Origin of the sequence: Paenibacillus profundus (genome assembly GCF_021369635.1) — a bacterium.
Classification (GTDB): domain Bacteria; phylum Bacillota; class Bacilli; order Paenibacillales; family Paenibacillaceae; genus Paenibacillus_B; species Paenibacillus_B profundus.
Genome location: NZ_JAJNBZ010000008.1, coordinates 99,326 through 113,482 on the forward strand (window position 1 = coordinate 99,326; position 14,157 = coordinate 113,482).

Sequence of the window (14,157 nt, forward strand, 5' to 3'; positions counted from 1 at the left end):
AGGTGGAATGATACCTGTTCCCCGTAAGTCGGCAGAACGGGCAGAACCTGATGAAACCAAAGTTGCTCTTATTCTCCCATTTATGCAACAAGACTTACATTACCGGAGCTGAAAAACTGCTTCTTTTTCTGACGCGTGAATTGCAGGCATACTACGATTGCGTGCTTGTCGTACCTGAAGAGGGACAGTTATCTGCACAAGCATCAGCCTATCAGATTCCGTTTATTGTCCAGCCATGCCTATTGTTCTACTCGATGGTGTTGCCGTCGGCGAATTTGCATGCCGAGCTTGAGCATGTGCGGCAGCATTCGGAGTGGGATGCGGTCGTTCGGCTTCTGGCCGACCTGCGACCGGATATCGTGTTGACTAACACCGCGGTGCATGCGCTGCCGGCGCTTGCCGCCAAGTCGCTAGGCATACCGGTGCTGTGGCAGATTAATGAAGCGATTGCGGATAATGCATTCACCTCCAATGCCGTCTCGCTCATTCGAATGTTCAGCGATGGAATCATCGGAGTCTCGGAGACTACCCTTGCGCTGTTTCGCCGTTATGTTGCGGAACCGCATGTTCCCGTATACGTGCTGCCTCCCTCTTGGCACATGGATTCGTTGGAACCGGAACGATGGTCCGAGCTCAGGGCAAGGAAGCGGTATGAGCTTAATCTTTCTCCCGCCCACCGCCTCATCGGTTATATATCCTCTGCCATATACGCCAACAAAGGTTTAGAACACTTTCTGCACATGGCCCTTCAAGTAAGCGAACGTGTCAAGGATGCGCGCTTCGTGGTGGTTGGCGCCCCGGCGGATGAAACGTACTTTAAAACATGCAAGGACAAGGTGAAATCAGCGCCCGCCAATCGCTTTCATTTTATTCATTTTGTGTCTTCCATCCAGTCTATTTACCCCGCAATGGATATCGTGGTCATACCAAGCCTTGCCCCGGAAGGCTTCGGCTTAACTGCGCTGGAGGGTCTCGTGTTCGGCAAACCGGTGGTCGCTTATGGTTCGGGTGGATTAGCGGAAATTATGCGGGCTACCGGCAATGAGGAATCCATGGCCGAACCGGGCAACGTGAACCAATTAACGCAGAAGGTGTTAGATTTGGCGCTGCATCGGGATAAAGCCGAAGCGCTTGGCAGACGCAATCGTGAAGCGGCGGAGCGGGAGTTCGGTGCAGGAACATACCGAGATCGGTTAGCTCACATACTTGTTCACCACGTCATCCATAATCCCGCTATCTATCGTCTCATTCAAGGCTCACAGCCTATCGTTTACTTGGAGGACCATGGTGCGTATCGTCCTATTCCCGCAGCTCATCGGTTCAAGTATGCGGATCCAGCACATGTCCGCCGCCTGCCAGATGCTGTGCTTGCTGCTTTGCCGAAAGGAGCAGCCGTGGAAATGCCCGGGACAGCGCCGCCCGCTCCGGTAGCAGGTACGCGGAAAGAACGGCCGCGCCGTAGAAGACGCAAGCGCCGAGCTCGCACAGTGAGAAGAAGTCGGCGTGAGCTGAGGCGATTGCGCATTTCGCCGAAGCGGCGCATCCGGGCCATTCGCAGAAGCGGGAACAGGAGAGTGCGGCAAGGGCGCAAGCGCGTGCAGCGCCGCAAACGTCCTTGAACTATTTCCTGCTTACATTCGCGAAGCAGACTAAATATTTTTTGAAACGAGGGGATAAGTGCGATGCGTGTCATGACGATTCTCGGAACACGTCCCGAAATCATTCGTCTCAGTGTCATAATGAAGAAGCTAGACCGACTGGCCGGGCGTCATGTCATCGTGCATACGGGACAGAACTTTACCCATACGTTGAGCGCCATCTTTTTTGAAGAGATGCAATTAAGGCAGCCTGATTATGTGATAAACCATAAGCAGCAAAGCTTCGGCGGACAGCTTGCTTCCATGTTTGAGCATGTCGAAATCATTTTGGAGAAAGAGCGGCCAGACAAAGTGCTGCTGCTCGGGGACACGAACAGCGCCTTATCGGCCATCATTGCCGAACGTATAGGCATTCCCGTCGTGCACATGGAAGCGGGCAACCGCTGCTTTGATTTGGCGGTGCCGGAAGAGAAGAATCGCCGCGTCATCGACGCGATTTCTTCCATTAACATGCCGTACACCGAACAGAGCAAGCAGAATTTGATTCGCGAAGGCATTCCCAGCCGGCGGATCGTGGTGACGGGGAACCCAATTTACGAAGTTCTTCTCCATTATCAGGCGCAAATTAATGCAAGCCCCATTCTCGAACAGCTCCAATTACAGCCGCAGCAATATTTCATCGTGACAGCCCATCGCGCAGAGAACGTAGACGACCCTGAGCATTTGATTCAAATTGTGCAAAGCTTGAATACCATTGCCGAGACACAACAGCTCCGTTTAATCTTCAGCATTCACCCACGAACCAGATCTAAATTGACCCAGCATCGTATCAAGCTGCATCCGCTAGTCGAGAGTTATGAGCCGTTCGGTTTTTTTGACTTCGTCCGGCTGGAGCAGCATGCGCGCTGTGCCATTACAGATAGCGGCACCGTACAGGAGGAGTGCTGCATCTTTCAGGTGCCGACCGTAACCATCCGCAATTCGACCGAGCGTCCCGAAACCGTTGATTGTGGAAGCAACGTCGTATCCGGATTGCAAGCCGCCAACATCGTTGATGCGGTATCCATTATGACGGCTTTGCCTACCGGCTGGAGCTGTCCGGACGGATACGTAACGAAGGATGTATCGGATAAAGTAGTTAAATTTTTGCTTGGAGGGAACATCCATGTTTAATGACACGCGCATTCTTGTGACTGGCGGCACCGGTTCATGGGGACATGAGCTAGTTCGGCAGCTGTTACCGCAAAATCCGAAAAAAGTGACGATATTCTCTCGCAATGAATCAAGTCAGGTGGCGATGAGCCGTGCGTTTGAAGATGATAGGTTAAGCTTCTGCGTCGGTGACATACGGGACAAGGATGCGCTCATGCACGCGTGCCAGGAAGTGGACTACATCTTTCATCTCGCTGCACTCAAGCACGTGCCTGTATGTGAAGAACAGCCGTATGAGGCATTAAAGACTAACGTCATTGGAACACAGAACGTCATTGAGGCAGCGGTTGAAAATAATGTGAAGAAGGTCATTTACATCTCTACAGATAAAGCAGCTAACCCGTCGAATTTCTATGGCATGACCAAAGCGATCGGAGAAAAGTTGATTGTGTACGCAAATCTGCTGCGTTCCTCTACCAAATTCGTCTGTGTACGCGGTGGCAATGTGCTCGGCACCAACGGTAGCGTTATCCACCTGTTCATGAATCAAATCAAGACGAAGTGCCAAATTGGAATTACCGATAAAAAAATGACACGATTTTTTCTCACTTTGCAAGATGCGGTCACGCTTTTGTTTAAAGCGACAAAAGAGAGCTTCGGCGGTGAAGTTTTCGTCATGATGATGCCGACCTGCCGCATTATCGACTTGGCAGAAGTGCTGATCGATCATTCGGGTCAAGATAATGTGCGCATTGTCGAGACAGGCATTCGTCCCGGTGAGAAAATTCATGAAATATTGATGAGCGAATATGAAAGTTTGACGACTATCGTGTATGACGACGCCTACTTAGTTATTTTGCCTACCCTTGATTTACCTAGGTTAAAAGAGCAATACAGCCGATACTCTCCGGTCGATTTCTCCAGCTTCAGCTCAGAGCACGATCTGATGAATAAAGACGCTATCGCAGCGCTGCTGAAGCGGGGAGGCTTCTTGAAATGAAAATTCTCGTCATCGGGGGCAACGGAATGGCGGGCCATATTCTGGTCCGCTATTTCCGGGAACAAAGGAACGTCGCCTTGTTCTATACGTGCCGTGATGCAACAGAAGAACACGCTCTAATATTGGATGTGACCGATACGGAGCAAGTGGAACGACTCGTAACTGCCGTGCGTCCTCATGTCATCATCAATGCCGTCGGCATGTTGAATGAAGCGGCGGCACAAAGGCCGATCGAAGCCTATCAAGTGAACGGACTGCTGCCGCATCGTCTGCGGCAGATTGCTGACCGAATGGGAGCGCGTGTCATTCATATTAGCACCGACTGTGTGTTTTCAGGGCATAAAGGGCAGTACCGGGAAGACGATAAACCAGATGGAGCCTCTCTATACGCGGTAACCAAAAAGCTGGGTGAGTTAACCGTTGCACCACACCTCACCATACGCACCTCGATTATCGGACCTGAAATCCGACCGCAAGGCATCGGACTGCTGCATTGGTTTCTCCGTCAAGAAGGAACAATCCAGGGCTATCGTCAAGTGTGGTGGAATGGAGTCACGACATGGGAACTGGCGCGTGCTATTCATCATTACCTTCAGCGCGGAATAAGCGGCTTAATCCATTTGGGGCATCCGCAACCGATTCATAAGCATGACTTACTGACGTTGTTCAAAGATGTATTCCTGAAAGTCAATGTAGACATTGTGCCAACCGACGAGCCTGCTTCAAATCGTACATTGGCCAATACACGTGCCGATGCTGATTATCCACTCCCTTCGTATATCGCCATGGTGACAGAATTAGCGGTAAGGATGCATTGGCGATGAACGGGGGCGGGACACTGCTCGTCACCGGAGCTTCCGGATTTACCGGTCGTCATGCTTGTCGTCATTTTCTGAATTCCGGGATGCGGGTCGTTGCCCTTACGCGGCGTGCGGATGCTGATGTGTCAGCGATGGGAGCGGAAGTGGTCATGTGTGATTTGCAAGATCGTGAGCGGGTCTCGGAAGTGGTGAAGCAGGTGCATCCGGATTATACGCTTCATCTGGCCGGCATGAATTCCGTACAGGATTCTTGGTCCGATCCACTTCACATGCTGGATGTGAATGTAATGTCCACGCTGCATTTGTTGAACGCGCTCCGCCTGACTCCGAACAGCCGTATTCTGATCGTTACATCGAAGCTGAAAGCATCTTATGCTCCTGTCTTTTCGCCGTCTCATCCCTACTCGTTAAGCAAGACATTGCAAGAATTAGCAGCCCTCGGATGGGCTCATCTATTTGCACAGGACGTTCTGCTGGCAGAGCCATCCAATCTGATCGGCCCTGGTTCTTCTTCAGGCATTTGCGGCTTGCTGGGACGCTATATTGTGCAGACGGAAAAAGGAGAAGGGCCGCCGCGCTTCAACATATCCAATCGACATGAACAACGAGATTTCCTCGATGTGCGGGATGCGGCAGCAGCGTACGAACTCATTCTCAAGCATGGCAAGCAAGGACACATTTATCCTGTTGAAAGCGGACGATATCGCAGTTTGGGGAGTGTGGCGGATACATTCGCTCGCTGTTCGCTAGTACCAGTCGAATTCCAATATGGCGATGAGACTGAGCCATACTCCAGCGTTAAACCCAATGACATCTCTTTTCCTGAGCGGTGGGGCTGGGCACCGTTGCGCGCATTTGAACAGTCAGTGGCTGATATTCTGCATTATTATCGGAAGGAGGGGGAACTCCATTGAAGGATTTTACGTTCCCATTAGTAACGATTATCATCCCGTTTTATAACGATCTGTTTGTGGGTCAGGCCCTTCACAGTGCGCTTCAGCAAACGTATCCCCAATTCGAGATTATCGTCGTTGATGACGGTTCCACTCAGTATGCGGATCGCATTCGTCCTTATATGGATCGCGTTCATTACTTGGGCAAAGCGAACGGCGGGACGGCATCCGCGCTTAATCATGGCATCAAGTATGCTTCAGGAGAATACATTGCTTGGCTGAGCTCCGACGATTTGTTTTATCCTGACAAACTAGTTAAGCAGTTGGAGTATATGATGACGTGGAACGCCTACATCTGCCACACGAATTTCGATAACATCAATGGATACAGCCAAGTGACGCAGCATCGCGCGGCCGTAACATTCCCGTCTATGGGCGAATTTTATCAGAGCTTCTTCAAATTCAATCCGGTGAACGGATGTACGGTAATGATGAAGCGCGAATTATTGCAATATATCGGTAACTTTAACGAGGAACTCCCGTTTACGCACGATTTGGATCTTTGGTACCGGGCCATATTGAACGGCTTTGACTTTCATTTCGTCGATGAGCCATTCACGGCTTACCGTTGGCACGGTGGCATGGGTACGATGAAGCATGGAGCCGCAATAATGAAAGAGGCTGCAGAGACGAACAGCCGGTACCAACCGCTTCTTGCTAAGTTTTTGCAGCGGATGTCAGTGTAACGCCGAGAGGAATAAGACGGAGCATCCTATGGTTCGGCTGCTGAACATTTGGGTGCTCCCCTCTGAAGTGAGGGGATGCTATAGGCACATCTCGCTAGGCGCATACCCTTGCCGTGATGGAGTATTGTGCATATGTTGTTAGCGATGAACATCGGCAGCAGCCAAAGGAAGGAGCAGCGTGAATTTGGGAGTGTACTATTCCGAATTATTAGATAATCCGCTCGTTAATGATGAACTGATGGTGAAATATGCAGATATTCGAATTGAAAACCAACATTCACAAGGGGCGAACGTATTGGTACGCCTGATTTGCAACAGGGTCATCGTATCGGAGCATATTCATAGAATAACGCAGCAGGGAAATCCAGGTGACGTGCTTAAAATATCGGACGTGCGGCTTTCACCTGGACCGTATGGATTTCAAGTGTTTACAACCATTATAGGCCATCATCCATTGCAGGTGTCTGTGCAAATGAAAAACAACGAGCAATCCATTGTTCGTACGATTGGAATGGAGACGTTCACGGAGGTTGACGTGTTGAAATAGGGTCCGATCCTATGACTAGAAACGGGACAGTAGATTGAGTGGGAGACGAGGTGAATAAAATGCGAATCGTTGTAACGGGTGGAGCGGGCTTCATTGGGTCACATCTCGTGGATGCTCTAATCAGTCAAGGACATGAGGTGCATATCCTTGACAACCTCAGTACAGGAGGGAAATCGTATGTTACACCGCAAGCGGTGCTTCATGAACTGGATATCGCGGAAGAAGCAGCGGGGCGGGAGATAGAGCTCATCCAGCCGGAAATTGTGTTTCATCTTGCCGCGCAAGCGGATGTTAAGCGTTCCATTGCGCAGCCGGTAATAGATATGCGAACCAATATTCAAGGCACCTTGGTTACGCTTGCCGCATGCTTGAAAGCGAAGGTGCGGCATGTGGTGCTCGCTTCAACCTCAGCCGTATATGGAGACATTGCCCTTGATACGTATGAGGAGCATCAGCCCCCAGCGCCGCTCTCCTGTTATGGACTATCCAAGCTAACGGCTGAACGCTATCTTCAATTATTTGCCCGCTTACATGGTCTGAATGGAACGATATTGCGCTTTGCGAATGTGTACGGACCGAGACAGACACCAAAAGGTGAAGGTGGTGTTATCGCCTTGTTCATAGACCGCCTGCATGCCAATGCTCCTCTTACTATTCATGGGGACGGAGAACAGACGAGGGACTTCATCTTTGTCGGGGATGTTGTGGATGCATGCCTGCGTGCAGCCGAATGCCGCAAGGACGGCTTATGGCAAGTTGGAACGGGGAAGACAACATCCATCAATGAGCTTGTTTATCATTTGCTGCACATTTGCGGAAAGCCTGCACAGCTGGAAAAGCTTCCACAGAGATTAGGGGATATACGTCACAGCTGTCTCAGTTACGAGCGTCTTCGGCAGGATATGGGATGGTCTCCGAAAGTCTCTCTTCTTGAAGGATTGGAACGTACTTATCATGCATATAACGCTAAAGAAAGCTGAATTACGGATTGATATCGTTCACAATTCAGACACGAACTTTTAAGTATGCTTTCAGTTTCATTTAATCTCACATTAGAGTTCATTGGGTATGATGCTTGTTGGAGCATTCTGTGAGGGCACGCCGCATGTGGCTTGCGGGTGCCGTCCACGGGAGGTTAGGACAAGGAGGGTCATTATGTTAGAAGTGAAGGACGTCAGTAAGATGTTCGACGAACGTCGTGGCGTACAGCAGATTGACTTCACGATGGAGCGCGGCGAAATCGTCGGCTTCTTGGGTCCGAATGGCGCGGGTAAGACGACGACGATGCGCATGATTACGGGCTATCTGAACCCGACCGGCGGGAGCATTACCATTGACGGGCTATCCATGTCGGAACACGGTGCTAAAGCTCGCAGCAAAATAGGCTACTTGCCTGAGACACCACCGCTTTATCCGGAGATGACCGTGATGTCGTATTTGCGTTTTGTGGCCGATTTGCGGAACGTTCCGGTTCGGGAGCAGAAGAAGCGTATCAATGAAATGCTGGACAAGCTTGGATTGCATGGCAGAGAGCAACAATTGATTCGAAGTCTATCGAAAGGGTTCAAGCAAAGGCTTGGATTGGCACAGGCCATAATCCACAAGCCTGATCTGCTTGTGCTTGATGAGCCGACATCGGGACTCGACCCGAATCAAATTATTGAGATTCGTCAACTGATCCGTGAGCTTGGGGAGCAGCATACGGTGCTGCTCAGCACCCATATACTCCCCGAAGTGAATATGTTGTGCAACCGTGTGCTTATTATTCATCAAGGACAAATCGTGCTGGACGAACGTCCGGACAGATTAGGCACGGCCATGGGGCAAGAGGTTAGTCTGCATTTGGAAGTGAAAGGACCGACTGAGTCTATTATTCAAGTGGTGTCTGCCTTGCCGCTTGTGACGGAAGTCCAAATTGTCGGCGATGGATTTCAAGAGGCCTGCCGGAAGGAAGAAGTTGATGAGGCTCCGATTACAACTATGGATCATACCGACACGGGTCTAGAAGGGGCTGGACAGGAGGCGGACTTAGCAGTGCAGGTGTGCGTCGACAATTATGAGCTGTCCACCTCACAACCAGGCGTTCTTTCGCCGCAATCAGGAGAGACAATAAAGCTGCGCGTCGTATCACAGGATCATTCCGATGTGCGCGAAGCGCTATTCTACGCACTGGCAGACGCAGGGTACCCTCTACTTGAAATGAAGCGGGAAATGACGAGTCTTGAGGATGTGTTCACTCGCTTGACAACGGAGGAGGATTCAGGTGATGCGTAGGTTCAATGCCATTTTTCGCAAGGAGATGCATGCTTATTTTACGTCGCCGACATCTTATGTTGCTTTTGCGGTGTATGTACTCATTTCCAGCATTTTATTTTATATGAACTTTGTTATGTTTCAGCCTAGCATCATCGATTTCCGGCTCGTATCGGGCAACGCGACCTTTATGTACGTATTTGTTATTCCTTTATTGACAATGAGGCTCTTCTCGGATGAATTCCGACAGGGAACGGATGAGCTGCTGCTTACTTCCCCGGCACGAATGACTGAAATTGTGCTCGGCAAATATGCCGCAGCCCTCGTATTAATGGTAGTTCTGGTCGGCTTTACTCTCATTTATCCCATCGTTATGTCATTTTACGGCACATTGGATATGAAGATGATGATTACTTCCATTATCGGCATGCTGCTGCTGACGGCTGCCATGGCGGCGGTGGGGTTGTTCGCGTCCACCTTGTCGCAGCATCAGATGGTGACGGCGATCGCCTCTTTTGTCATGCTGCTCACGTTCTGGACGATGTTGGATTGGGCCGCATCATCCTCTGGCACGCTCGGAGAATGGCTGATGCCTTTTGCGATGAACACGCGGCTGGACTCGTTCATGAAAGGGGTGCTAAATGGCGCGGACGTCCTCTTTTTCATTACATTGACGGCCGTATTCGTCGTGTTGAGTATTCAGGTGCTTGAAAGAAAACGGTGGAGGTAAAGAATTATGAAAAAATGGCTGCGAGGAACGAACGCTGCTCTGCTGTCGGCCGCCGTTATCGGCATCTTTGTGTTGTTGACGTATTTTTTACAGTCGTTAACGGGATTTCAGTGGGACTTGACGCAAAACAAATCATTTACATTGTCGGAACAGACGACCACGACCTTGACGTCGATACAAGATAAAGTTGATATGAAGCTGTTCTTAACTCCGAACGATGATCCACTGCTAACGCGGCAGGTTGCGGATATGGGGCAGGAGCTCGCGAAGCATAACAGTCATATTGTGTTTCAGCAGTATGACCTGCTGAAGGAGCCGTCATTGGCGCAGCAATATGGGCTGGCAGGAAGCTCGATTGTGTTCGAGCAGGGATCAAAACGCAAGACGGTTGGACTGTATGAAATGTTCAGCGCTGGTGACGGATATGGGGCTTACAAGTTCAGCGGCGAGGAGAAAATGACGCAGGCGCTGCGCAGCTTGACAACTGATAAGAAGTCTAAGGCCTATGTGCTGTCCGGTCATCAGGAACTTCCGCTGTCTCAAATGACGGCGTTGGCTTCCAGTCTTGGCGAAGATAATATTGAATTACAGGAATTGAATCTGTACCGCGAAGGTGAGATTCCGAAGGATGCAGACTTCGTGATGCTGCTCGGTGGCAGCCAGGACCTGACCGATAAGGAAGCGCAGCTGCTGAAGAAATACGCGGAGGGAGACGGGAAGCTGTACATTGCGCTCGGATTCAATCCTGAGATGGAACGGTCATGGAGCAATCTCGATGGACTGCTGCAGCAGCTAGGGGTGGAGAACAAGCATGCGGTAGCGGTAGAAGCGAAAGAGAGCATTCTTTACGATCCATTCACAATCATACCCGAGTATGGTACGCATGAATTGACGGCCAAGCTGTCGCAATACAACTTGCTTACGATGCTCAGTCTGGGGCTGCCGCTTGAGGCAAAGGCGACAGATACGCTGGAAGCGGAACCGATCCTTCGTACGTCAGCCGAATCGTATGGAGAAACAGATCTTGCGCGGCTTATAAAAGAGGGAAGCGAACGCGGAGACCAAGATATCAATGGTCCGTTGACGCTCGGGTTGGCGGTAACGACGTTGGACGGCAAGCCAAAGGCTGTTGTCATCGGCGGTTCCAGTTTTTTGGATGACGATAACATTTATACGCAAGGCAATCGCGATTTTGCATTGAACAGTGTGAACTGGTTACAAGGCAACGATGATCAAGTCACGATTAGACCGCGGGAGCATGAAGCATACCAGATAACATATCTCACTCCAGGTCAAGCGCAGGCCATTTTATGGACGACTGTTATTGGCTTCCCGCTCTTGCTGCTCCTCATCGGGGCCGGACTATGGTGGAGAAGGAGACATGGATAATGAAGAAGGCGCTGCCGACGGTCATTCTGCTGCTTGTATTCGCAGTCGGATTATGGTATGCATCAGCCAACAATTTCTTCCGCACCAATCAGGAGGAAGCCAAGGATACGCTCCTGCAAGTGGATCCACAGCAAATTACCGCCCTGACGATTCAGATTCAGGAAGAACAGGTGGAGCTGGTGAACAATAAGGGGCAATGGGCGATGACCAAGCCGGCTTCCTATCCTATAAATACCTATCCAGTAGACGATTGGTTGTCGACGATATCAAACGTGAGCGTGGAGTCGACGGTGGAGGAGCATGCTGCTGACATGGACAAGTATGGATTGGCGGAGCCGTCTCAGACATTCACCGTGTCCGTGCGTGACGGCAAGACTCACCGCATCAATGTCGGTGCCGAGTCTCCCGTCTCCGGCTTCTTCTACGCAACGGCAGATGATGAGCGGACGGTGTATCAAGTGTCACAATCCGCGCTGTCGAGCCTGGCGCGAACAGCCTTCGACTTTGCTGCGAAGGAGCCTCTGACCTTTCCACTTGAACGGGTGAAGCAGTTCGAATGGAATTGGTCGGGGCAGTCCTATCGCTTGCAACATGTGGACAAAGCGGAGACACCAACGGAAGCCAATTCTGACGACGGCCGCAGCCAAGAGGCCAATAAGGAAGAAAGTGAAATAAAGAATTGGCTGCTTAACGGTAAGTCTATAACCGAAAATGACGCGACGACGCTGATGAACAAGATGAGGTATTGGATGACGGAGCAGGAGCCATCACGGACTGCATCTTTGTCTCATATTGCGAATAATGAACCGGATTGGTCGTTGGACCTTTCGCTGAAGCCGGATCAGGAGGTGACGGGACAAGAGGAAAAAGGAAAAGCAGAGACGCGAGAGTATAAGGGATATATGCAAGGCGAAGAGCTGTGGATTGTTCCGCCAAATAGTGAGTGGGCATATGCCATTCATAAGCAGGAGCTTCTGGATGTTCAGACGCTCTGGCACGGGAAGATGAGCGATAACGAAGATAAACAAGCCACTAAGAAATGAGAGAGAAGGCCTAGAGGAGAAAAACCTGGAATTTTCAAGAGGACGCCGGAGGCGTATAATCCGGCGTTGTCCTCCGGGCCCGTATTCTTCCTAGAACATGGTGTTCTGGTTGGCTGAATCCATAAATGCTTTTCGTCCGGTAGGCACCGCGGGGTTATGTTGAATATAGTCTTCTGTCAGCAAATGGACCGCAGCATCCACTTGATGCTGATTAAATACAGTGTCGAAGAGACTTCGAACGAGTTCCTTATTTCTGCGAAGATGTCCAGCTTCATTCCTAGGGTATACAACAACAGGATATCCAGGATAAACGGGAACGGAATTAGGGTACGGGGTGTAGCCGGTAAAAGGTTGATTTAACATATACCGGTGATGAAAATACATTAATAAAAACCTCCTAATTGGGGTGTAAAGACTTAAGTAATAATATGCATGTAATTAGACATTTGCCCGCAAAACATGAAACTGACAATCATTCAACTGTAACGGATTCAAACTTTGGTATGCGAAGATGTATTCCAAGCGAATCATGGACACGTTGTATTTACGAGCAATGCAGGACTATAGGACGTCTTTTTTCTTGGAATTTGCTTAAGATTACATGGACGAAGCAGCAGCAGGGATTGCCCATGCGCTGATAACGATGGGCGGGATGAAGAAGCACGGAGAATGGAAAACTGCTGCTATGGATGCAAGGGAGAAGTCTGTCTGGAGAATGGAAGATTTACGGGTGAAGTATGCCTGTTGCCAGATAAGAGTAGAGTAAACAAGAAAAAGAAAAAGACACAGAGGGCTTATATGTCAAAAAGAGGGCCATCGCAGAAGCAGTATCGCTTGCGAGAAGCCGCCGCCGAAGCCATAAAGAAGCGTGAGATGCCCCGGCTGCAATCTTCCGTCCTTCAACCCCTCGGCAATGGCCAATGGGATGCTCGCAGCCGAAGTATTGCCATAATATTGTACGCTTGTCAGCGTGTGCTCTATTGGGATGCCAGAGCGTTCGCATATCGATTCAATCATGCGCAGATTGGCACTATGGGGAACAAACTGATCCACTTGATCCGCTGAGTATCCTGCTTCTTTCAATATCCGTTTCACTCCGGCTGGTATTTGCTGCAGCGCCCATTTGTATACTTCTCTTCCGTTTTGGAACAATGTACCGTCAGCCCTCATCTCAATGTCTCCGATGCGCTCAGCTATCGCGCGACGATGCAATACGCCCCCTGTATCTCCCATCGTTAACGAACCGGAAGCAATAAAGCAACTTTGTTCCGTCCCGGCTTCAAGGAGGATAGCCCCGGCTCCGTCGCCAAATAATATGCAGGTGCTGCGATCTTGATAATCCACCGCCCGCGTTAATACTTCAGAGCCGATAACAAGCACCTTGCGGTGCATGCCGGAATCAATCAGACCGATGGCTACTTGCATCGCACTGACAAAGCCTGCGCATGCGTTGGAAATATCTAACGCCATCGCATTGGAAATGCCTAGTCGGGCTTGAACAAGAGCCGCTGTGCTCGGGAAGAATGCATCTGGAGTTGAGGTCGCAACAAGCAGCGCATCTATAGTCTGCACATCCACACCATGACGCTCTGTCAAATTAAGCACTGCATGATATGCTAAATCGCTGGCATACGTATCGGGACCAACAATTCTCCGCTCAATCATACCTGTACGCTGAACGATCCATTCATGATTCGTATCGACCATCGCAGATAGATCTTCATTGGTCAAACGATGCTCCGGTACATAGGTGCCGAATGCTGTAATTCGTGCTTTAGTATGCAGCTTCACGGTTTGCAAGATGATAAAATCCTCCTTTAATACGTATCAAAAAGTGTATAAGTAAATTCAGTATTTTAATTAGCACCTGGTACTAAAGTGCGATGCTCTAATATTATAGTGGCAGCTAAAAATTGTCAACAAAGGATTGTGCAGAGGCGGCAATTTCCAACCCATTCCACTGCAAGGAGTGGAAGAGCGGGAAA

The 14,157-nt window shown here is 50.0% G+C and carries 14 protein-coding genes; 12 read left to right on the forward strand and 2 right to left on the reverse strand.

Going from position 1 to position 14,157, the window contains the following annotated elements; all coding sequences use genetic code 11:
- Window positions 1–50: 50 nt before the first annotated feature.
- From LQV63_RS12580 to LQV63_RS12635, 12 genes are all read left to right on the forward strand, one after another.
- Window positions 51–1,619, forward strand: a complete 1,569-nt coding sequence (locus LQV63_RS12580) for a glycosyltransferase family 4 protein (RefSeq protein ID WP_233696972.1) — start codon at window positions 51–53, stop codon at window positions 1,617–1,619.
- Window positions 1,620–1,682: 63 nt separating this feature from the next.
- Complete coding sequence (gene wecB, locus LQV63_RS12585; RefSeq protein WP_233696973.1) at window positions 1,683–2,771, forward strand: non-hydrolyzing UDP-N-acetylglucosamine 2-epimerase; 1,089 nt, start codon at window positions 1,683–1,685, stop codon at window positions 2,769–2,771.
- On the forward strand, window positions 2,764–3,750 hold the full coding sequence (locus LQV63_RS12590) for a polysaccharide biosynthesis protein (RefSeq protein ID WP_233696974.1): 987 nt from the start codon (window positions 2,764–2,766) through the stop codon (window positions 3,748–3,750). Before wecB ends, LQV63_RS12590 begins: the two co-directional genes overlap by 8 nt.
- Window positions 3,747–4,574, forward strand: a complete 828-nt coding sequence (locus LQV63_RS12595; protein WP_233696975.1) for a dTDP-4-dehydrorhamnose reductase family protein — start codon at window positions 3,747–3,749, stop codon at window positions 4,572–4,574. The genes LQV63_RS12590 and LQV63_RS12595 overlap by 4 nt, the downstream gene beginning before the upstream one ends.
- A complete protein-coding gene (locus LQV63_RS12600; RefSeq protein ID WP_233696976.1) occupies window positions 4,571–5,485 on the forward strand; it encodes an NAD-dependent epimerase/dehydratase family protein in 915 nt (304 codons plus the stop codon). Before LQV63_RS12595 ends, LQV63_RS12600 begins: the two co-directional genes overlap by 4 nt.
- Complete coding sequence (locus LQV63_RS12605) at window positions 5,482–6,210, forward strand: glycosyltransferase (RefSeq protein WP_233696977.1); 729 nt, start codon at window positions 5,482–5,484, stop codon at window positions 6,208–6,210. Before LQV63_RS12600 ends, LQV63_RS12605 begins: the two co-directional genes overlap by 4 nt.
- Before the next feature lie 178 nt (window positions 6,211–6,388).
- Entirely contained in the window at window positions 6,389–6,757 is a 369-nt protein-coding gene (locus LQV63_RS12610) for a hypothetical protein (protein ID WP_233696978.1), read from the forward strand.
- 59 nt (window positions 6,758–6,816) lie between these two features.
- A complete protein-coding gene (locus tag LQV63_RS12615; RefSeq protein ID WP_233696979.1) occupies window positions 6,817–7,737 on the forward strand; it encodes an NAD-dependent epimerase/dehydratase family protein in 921 nt (306 codons plus the stop codon).
- 175 nt (window positions 7,738–7,912) lie between these two features.
- Window positions 7,913–9,031 (forward strand): ABC transporter ATP-binding protein, encoded by a 1,119-nt coding sequence (locus tag LQV63_RS12620; protein ID WP_233696980.1) that lies wholly within the window; start codon window positions 7,913–7,915, stop codon window positions 9,029–9,031.
- A complete protein-coding gene (locus tag LQV63_RS12625; RefSeq protein ID WP_019422438.1) occupies window positions 9,024–9,740 on the forward strand; it encodes an ABC transporter permease subunit in 717 nt (238 codons plus the stop codon). The genes LQV63_RS12620 and LQV63_RS12625 overlap by 8 nt, the downstream gene beginning before the upstream one ends.
- Before the next feature lie 6 nt (window positions 9,741–9,746).
- Window positions 9,747–11,129: a GldG family protein gene (locus tag LQV63_RS12630; RefSeq protein ID WP_233696981.1), complete on the forward strand. Its 1,383-nt coding sequence runs from the start codon at window positions 9,747–9,749 to the stop codon at window positions 11,127–11,129.
- The gene (locus LQV63_RS12635) at window positions 11,129–12,172 is read left to right on the forward strand and encodes a DUF4340 domain-containing protein (RefSeq protein ID WP_233696982.1); all 1,044 of its coding nucleotides are present in this window, start codon (window positions 11,129–11,131) and stop codon (window positions 12,170–12,172) included. The genes LQV63_RS12630 and LQV63_RS12635 overlap by 1 nt, the downstream gene beginning before the upstream one ends.
- Before the next feature lie 90 nt (window positions 12,173–12,262).
- On the opposite strand, the gene LQV63_RS12640 is transcribed toward LQV63_RS12635, so the two are convergent.
- Complete coding sequence (locus tag LQV63_RS12640; protein ID WP_233696983.1) at window positions 12,263–12,556, reverse strand: nuclear transport factor 2 family protein; 294 nt, start codon at window positions 12,554–12,556, stop codon at window positions 12,263–12,265.
- 417 nt (window positions 12,557–12,973) lie between these two features.
- Window positions 12,974–13,972 (reverse strand): ketoacyl-ACP synthase III, encoded by a 999-nt coding sequence (locus LQV63_RS12645; RefSeq protein WP_233696984.1) that lies wholly within the window; start codon window positions 13,970–13,972, stop codon window positions 12,974–12,976.
- Between the last annotated feature and the right edge of the window lie 185 nt (window positions 13,973–14,157).